Source organism: Flavobacterium sp. (assembly GCF_044376915.1).
Lineage (GTDB): Bacteria > Bacteroidota > Bacteroidia > Flavobacteriales > Flavobacteriaceae > Flavobacterium.
Genome location: NZ_JBILKB010000089.1, coordinates 1 through 6,625 on the forward strand (window position 1 = coordinate 1; position 6,625 = coordinate 6,625).

The following is a 6,625-nucleotide window of genomic DNA, read 5'->3' on the forward strand; positions in this document are numbered from 1 at the left end:
TACTTATCCATGAAAGATCAAACGATAGATTACATTATAAAATCGACTTGGCAAGCAATTGCACGAATGTATAATGAAGAAGCTACAAAATATGGTGCCACAATGGCAACTGGGTATACTCTATTAAGTATTGATAAAGAAAAGGGCACGCCTTCTACTTCATTAGCACCAAAAATGGGAATGGAAGCTACAAGTCTTACGCGTACCTTAAAAATGCTTGAAGAAAGGGAACTCATAAGTAAAAAGAAAAATCCGTCTGACGGAAGAGGGGTTTTACTTTATCTTACCGAGGAAGGAAAAGAAAAGAGAGAATTATCAAAAAATACAGTGCTTCAATTCAACGATACTTTAAAACAACATATTTCAGAAGAACAGCTTAAAAACTTTGTAGAAGTAGCCGAAATTATAAACCAGCTGATAGCTGATAAAAAAATATTCAAAGACAAATAATCCTATTCCTAATGAAACGAAATATAAAGAAAGTTGCCGTTATTGGTTCGGGTATTATGGGAAGTGGTATTGCATGCCATTTTGCAAATATTGGAGTTGAGGTACTATTACTAGATGTTGCTCCATCTCAATTGACGGAAGTCGAAGAAAAAAACGGACTAACACTGACATCTAAAAAAGTGCGAAATAGAGTGGTAAACGATCATTTGTCCCATGCACTAAAATCAAAACCTTCCCCCATTTATCATCCGAGCTTTGCTTCTCGAATTACGACGGGAAACACTACAGATGATATGCCATCGATAGTCTCTTGTGATTGGATTATTGAAGTTGTAGTGGAGCGTTTGGAAATTAAAAAATCAGTATTCGAACAAATCGATACCTTCAGAAAGCCTGGATCTATAGTGACATCTAATACTTCCGGAATTCCAATACATTTTATGAGTGAAGGAAGAAGTGAGGATTTTCAAAAACATTTCTGTGGAACACACTTCTTTAATCCCGCACGTTACTTAAAATTATTTGAAATTATTCCAGGTCCTAAAACGTCTAATATAGTATTAGATTTCTTAAAAGGGTATGGTGAAAAGTTTCTTGGAAAAACTTCCGTTGTTGCAAAAGACACACCTGCTTTTATTGGAAATAGAATTGGAATATTTGGTATTCAAAGTTTATTCCACCAAGTGGCAGCAATGGGATTAACTGTTGAAGAAGTCGATAAATTAACCGGACCAGTAATTGGACGTCCCAAATCGGCTACTTTTAGAACCGTTGATGTGGTTGGTTTAGATACTTTAGTACATGTAGCTAATGGAATCTACGAAAACTGCCCAACAGATGAAGCCCATGAATTGTTTCAACTCCCTGATTTTGTCGGTAAAATGATGGAAAACAAATGGTTGGGAAGCAAAACTGGACAAGGTTTTTATAAAAAAGAAGGTAAAGAAATTCTAACTTTAGACTTAAACACATTAGAATATAGACCTAATAAAAAAGCGTCTTTTGCCACATTAGAGTTAACAAAAACGATTGAGAAACCAATTGATCGTTTTAAAATATTAATTACCGGAAAAGATAAAGCGGGTGAGTTTTATAGAAAAAATTTCGCGGCAATGTTTCAATATTGTTCGAATAGAATTCCTGAAATCTCCGATGCATTTTATACAATTGACGATGCCATGAAAGCCGGTTTTGGATGGGAAAATGGCCCCTTTGAAATTTGGGATGCTATAGGTGTTGAAAAAGGAATCGAATTAATGAAAGCCGAGGGATATCAACCAGCGGCATGGGTATTGGATATGATCGCTTCTGGAATCACTTCGTTCTATACCCTGCAAGAAGGCGCAACTTACTACTACTCTATTCTCCATAAATCGATTGAAAAAATTCCGGGACAAGATGCTTTCATTATCTTAAATAATATTAGAGATACTAAAAGAATATGGAACAATAATGAAGCGATCATCACTGATATAGGTGATGGCATCATCAATTTAGAATTTACGTCTAAAATGAATTCAATTGGCGCAGGTGTTTTACAAGGCATCAACAAAGCCATTGACCTCGCTGAAAATGACTACAATGGTTTGGTTATAGGAAATCAAGGTGCAAATTTCTCTGTTGGAGCCAACTTAGGTATGATTTTTATGATGGCTGTTGAGCAAGAATATGATGAGTTAAATATGGCCATCAAAATGTTTCAAGATACCATGATGCGTTGTCGTTATTCGGCAATTCCAGTAATCGCTGCACCGCATGGAATGACTCTTGGTGGTGGTTGTGAATTGGTCATGCATTCGGATAGAGCCGTTGCTGCTGCTGAAACCTATATTGGTTTAGTTGAATTTGGCGTAGGTGTAATTCCAGGTGGAGGTGGTTCTAAAGAAATGGCTTTGCGAGCATCGGATTTATTCCGTAAAAACGATGTGGAATTAAACGTATTACAAGAGTATTTTTTAACCGTTGGGATGGCTAAAGTTGCTACCTCTGCCTATGAAGGTTTTGATATTGGAGTGTTACAAAGAGGAAGAGACTTAGTGGTGGTAAATAAAGAACGACAAATCGCTACAGCAAAACAAGTAGCCTTACAAATGGCAGAACAAGGGTATACACAACCTGTAAGAAGAAAAGACATCAAAGTACTAGGAAAACAAGCTTTAGGAATGTTCTTGGTTGGAACCGACCAAATGCAAGCGGGTAATTTTATATCCGAACATGATAAAAAAATTGCCAACAAATTGGCATATGTTATGGCGGGTGGCGATTTATCAGAACCCACATTAGTTAGTGAACAATATTTATTGGATTTAGAACGCGAAGCTTTCTTGTCATTAACCGGAGAACGAAAATCGCTTGAACGCATTCAGTACATGTTAACCAAAGGGAAACCGTTACGCAACTAATTGTATAATGTATATTGTAAAATTGTATAATGTAAATTGGGTATTATGAATTATTTTAAAGAATTAAATGTTTGGCAAAAAGGTATTGAATTAGTTACGGAAACATATTTAAAATCTCAATCATTTCCTAAAGAAGAAATTTATGGTTTAACGTCTCAAATAAGAAGATGTGCTGTTTCAATTCCATCTAATATTGCAGAGGGTTGTGGTAGAAAAACGGATAAAGATTTTAGCAATTTTCTTGGAATTTCTTTGGGTTCTGCATTTGAATTTGAAACCCAGCTTATAATATGCAAAAATTTAGGTTATATAATGGAAACTGATTTTAAATTTTTAGAATCTGAAATACAACATATTCAAAACATGATAATAAAATTACAAAATACGATTGACTCGAAATAAACCAATATACATTATCCAATATACATTATCCAATATACAATATACTAAATAAAGATAACTATGAGTAAAACAGCATACATAGTAAAAGGATACCGAACAGCAGTTGGAAAAGCTCCAAAAGGCTTGTTTCGATTCAAAAGACCTGATGAATTAGCGGCAGAGACCATCGAATTTATGATGGCGCAACTGCCAGATTTTGACAAAACACGTATCGATGATGTAATGGTTGGTAATGCAATGCCAGAAGCAGAACAAGGCTTAAACGTTGGACGATTGATTTCACTAATGGGATTAAAAATTACCGATGTACCAGGGGTTACCGTAAACCGTTATTGTGCTTCTGGTATAGAAACAATTGCCATGGCGACCGCTAAAATACAATCGGGTATGGCAGATTGCATCATTGCTGGGGGTGCCGAAAGCATGAGTTACATCCCAATGGGAGGTTATAAACCTACTCCCGATTATAAAATTACTGCAGCGGGTCATGAAGATTATTATTGGGGAATGGGATTAACGGCTGAAGCTGTAGCAAAACAATTTAATGTTTCTCGTGCCGACCAAGATGAATTTGCATTTCAATCGCACATGAAAGCTCTAAAAGCACAAGCCGATGGTAAATTTGATAAACAAATTGTACCTATCACAGTGGAACAAACATTTGTAAACGAAAACGGAAAAAAAGAGACCAAATCATACATTGTAAATAAAGACGAAGGTCCACGTGCTGGAACTTCGGTAGAGGCATTAGTAGGATTAAAACCTGTATTTGCTGCTGATGGATCTGTAACGGCTGGAAATTCTTCACAAATGAGTGATGGTGCTGCATTTGTATTAGTCATGAGCGAAGCAATGGTAAAGGAATTAAACTTAGAACCAATCGCTAGAATGGTAAGCTATGCTGCTTCTGGTGTAGAACCAAGAATTATGGGAATTGGTCCGGTTACTGCCATTCCAAAAGCGTTAAGACAAGCTGGATTAGCCTTAAATCAAATCGATTTAATTGAATTGAATGAAGCATTTGCCGCACAATCGTTAGCCGTTGTAAGAGAATTGGGCTTAAATCCGGATATCGTTAACGTAAACGGTGGGGCGATTGCTCTAGGCCATCCACTAGGTTGTACGGGTGCTAAACTAACCGTGCAATTGTTTGACGAAATGCGATTACGAAATAACAAATACGGAATCGTTTCGATGTGTGTAGGAACAGGGCAAGGGGCAGCCGGAGTTTTTGAATTTTTAAATTAATTAATAAACGTTATGTCAGATACGATTAGAGGAGGACAATTCCTTGTAAAAGAAACAAAATGTGAAGACATCTTCACACCCGAAGATTTCAACGAAGAACAAATCATGATGCGCGATTCGGTAATCGAATTTGTTGACAAAGAAATTTGGCCCCATAAAGAGCGCTTTGAGAAAAAAGATTTTGCATTAACCGAAGATGTCATGCGCAAAGCTGGCGAACTAGGTTATTTAAGTGTAGCCGTACCCGCAGCTTATGGTGGAATGGAAATGGGATTTGTAAATACCGTTTTAGTTTGTGATTATATTTCAGGTGCTACAGGTTCGTTTTCAACAGCATTTGGAGCGCATACTGGTATTGGAACATTACCTATTACTTTATACGGAACCGAAGAACAAAAGCAAAAATATATTCCTAAATTAGCATCAGGTGAATGGTTTGGTGCCTATTGTTTGACAGAACCAGGTGCTGGATCGGATGCCAATTCAGGTAAAACAAAAGCGGTGCTTTCTGAAGATGGTACGCATTATAAAATCACGGGTGGCAAAATGTGGATTTCCAATGCGGGTTTTTGCAACTTAATGATCGTTTTTGCTCGTATCGAAGACGACAAAAACATTACAGGCTTCATTGTGGAAAACGATCCATCAAATGGAATTTCAATGGGTGATGAAGAACATAAATTAGGCATTCGCTCCTCCTCTACCCGACAAGTTTTCTTTAACGAAACCAAAGTGCCGGTAGAAAACATGTTGGCAGGTCGTGGCGAAGGTTTTAAGATTGCAATGAATGCTTTGAATGTTGGTCGAATTAAATTGGCAGCAGCCTGTCTAGAAGCACAACGGAGAACCATTACTGGAGCAGTACATTATGCCAATGAGCGTGTACAATTTAAAACACCTATTTCAAGTTTTGGTGCCATTCAAGCTAAAATTGCAGAAATGGCTACCAATTCCTATGCAGGAGAAAGTGCTACCTACAGAGCAGCAGCAGATATTGAAAACAGAATACACATTAGAATTAAAGAAGGAAATTCACACCAAGAAGCAGAATTAAAAGGGGTTGAAGAATTCGCAATTGAATGCTCTATCTTAAAAGTAGCCGTTTCTGAAGATGTACAAGCTTGTACCGATGAAGGCATCCAAATTTTTGGTGGGATGGGATTCTCAGAAGATGCACCAATGGAAAGCGCTTGGAGAGATGCACGTATTGCTAGAATTTATGAAGGAACCAATGAAATAAATCGAATGCTATCGGTGGGTATGTTGGTCAAAAAAGCCATGAAAGGTCATGTTGATTTAATAGGTCCGGCCATGTCGGTTGCCGAAGAATTAATGGGAATTCCTTCTTTTGATATTCCTGATTATTCTGAATTATTTGCAGAAGAAAAAGAAATGATCATTAAATTGAAAAAAGTATTTTTAATGGTGGCTGGTGCTGCAGTACAAAAATTTGGTGCCGAATTAGAAGCGCATCAACAGTTGTTAATGGCAGCGGCAGATATACTAATCGAAATTTACATGGCAGAAAGTACATTACTCCGTACAGAAAAATTGGCTAAAAAAGTTGGTCAAGATCAAGTACAAGAGCAAATAGCCATGGCCCAGTTGTATTTATATCATGCCGTAGATATTATTAGTCAAAAAGGAAAAGAAGGAATTGTTTCTTTTGCTGAGGGTGACGAACAACGCATGATGTTAATGGGATTGAAACGTTTTACAAAATATACGAACATGCCGAACGTAATTGCACTTCGTGAAAAAATTGCAGCTAAAATTATTAATGAAAATAAATACGCTTATTAATAGGCGATTGATTGGTTTAGTTAATTAAAAAAGCCATTCGCAATGCGAATGGCTTTTTGCTATTTTAAAATCTGAGCGGCGTGTGCTTTAGTTTTAACATCTGAAATTATTTCTTCAATACTGCCTTTTTCATCGATAACAAAAGTGGTTCTGTGAATACCATCGTATTCTTTACCCATGAATTTTTTTGGACCCCAAACACCGAAAGCTAAAATAACCGATTTTTCCTCATCGGCTAATAATGGAAAAGGCAAGTCATATTTTTCAACAAACTTCAACTGTGCTTTTGCACTATCAGCACTTACACCCAATAGGGCATA

The 6,625-nt window shown here is 36.9% G+C and carries 6 protein-coding genes; 5 read left to right on the forward strand and 1 reads right to left on the reverse strand.

All coding sequences use genetic code 11. The features are described from left to right. Positions 1 to 9: 9 nt before the first annotated feature. Genes ACIQ6Z_RS08515 through ACIQ6Z_RS08535 form a run of 5 tightly spaced genes read left to right on the forward strand, consistent with a single transcriptional unit; the run spans position 10 to position 6,305 of the window. Positions 10 to 450 (forward strand): MarR family winged helix-turn-helix transcriptional regulator, encoded by a 441-nt coding sequence (locus tag ACIQ6Z_RS08515; protein WP_396210475.1) that lies wholly within the window; start codon positions 10 to 12, stop codon positions 448 to 450. Between the two features lie 11 nt (positions 451 to 461). After that, complete coding sequence (locus tag ACIQ6Z_RS08520) at positions 462 to 2,852, forward strand: 3-hydroxyacyl-CoA dehydrogenase NAD-binding domain-containing protein (RefSeq protein ID WP_396210470.1); 2,391 nt, start codon at positions 462 to 464, stop codon at positions 2,850 to 2,852. A 45-nt stretch (positions 2,853 to 2,897) separates the two neighbouring features. After that, positions 2,898 to 3,254, forward strand: a complete 357-nt coding sequence (locus tag ACIQ6Z_RS08525; RefSeq protein ID WP_396210471.1) for a four helix bundle protein — start codon at positions 2,898 to 2,900, stop codon at positions 3,252 to 3,254. Between the two features lie 60 nt (positions 3,255 to 3,314). Further along, entirely contained in the window at positions 3,315 to 4,502 is a 1,188-nt protein-coding gene (locus ACIQ6Z_RS08530; RefSeq protein ID WP_396210472.1) for an acetyl-CoA C-acyltransferase, read from the forward strand. A 12-nt stretch (positions 4,503 to 4,514) separates the two neighbouring features. Beyond that, positions 4,515 to 6,305, forward strand: a complete 1,791-nt coding sequence (locus ACIQ6Z_RS08535; protein ID WP_396210473.1) for an acyl-CoA dehydrogenase family protein — start codon at positions 4,515 to 4,517, stop codon at positions 6,303 to 6,305. A 59-nt stretch (positions 6,306 to 6,364) separates the two neighbouring features. On the opposite strand, the gene ACIQ6Z_RS08540 is transcribed toward ACIQ6Z_RS08535, so the two are convergent. Beyond that, on the reverse strand, positions 6,365 to 6,625 hold a 261-nt coding region (locus tag ACIQ6Z_RS08540; protein WP_396210474.1), incomplete at its 5' end, for a peroxiredoxin.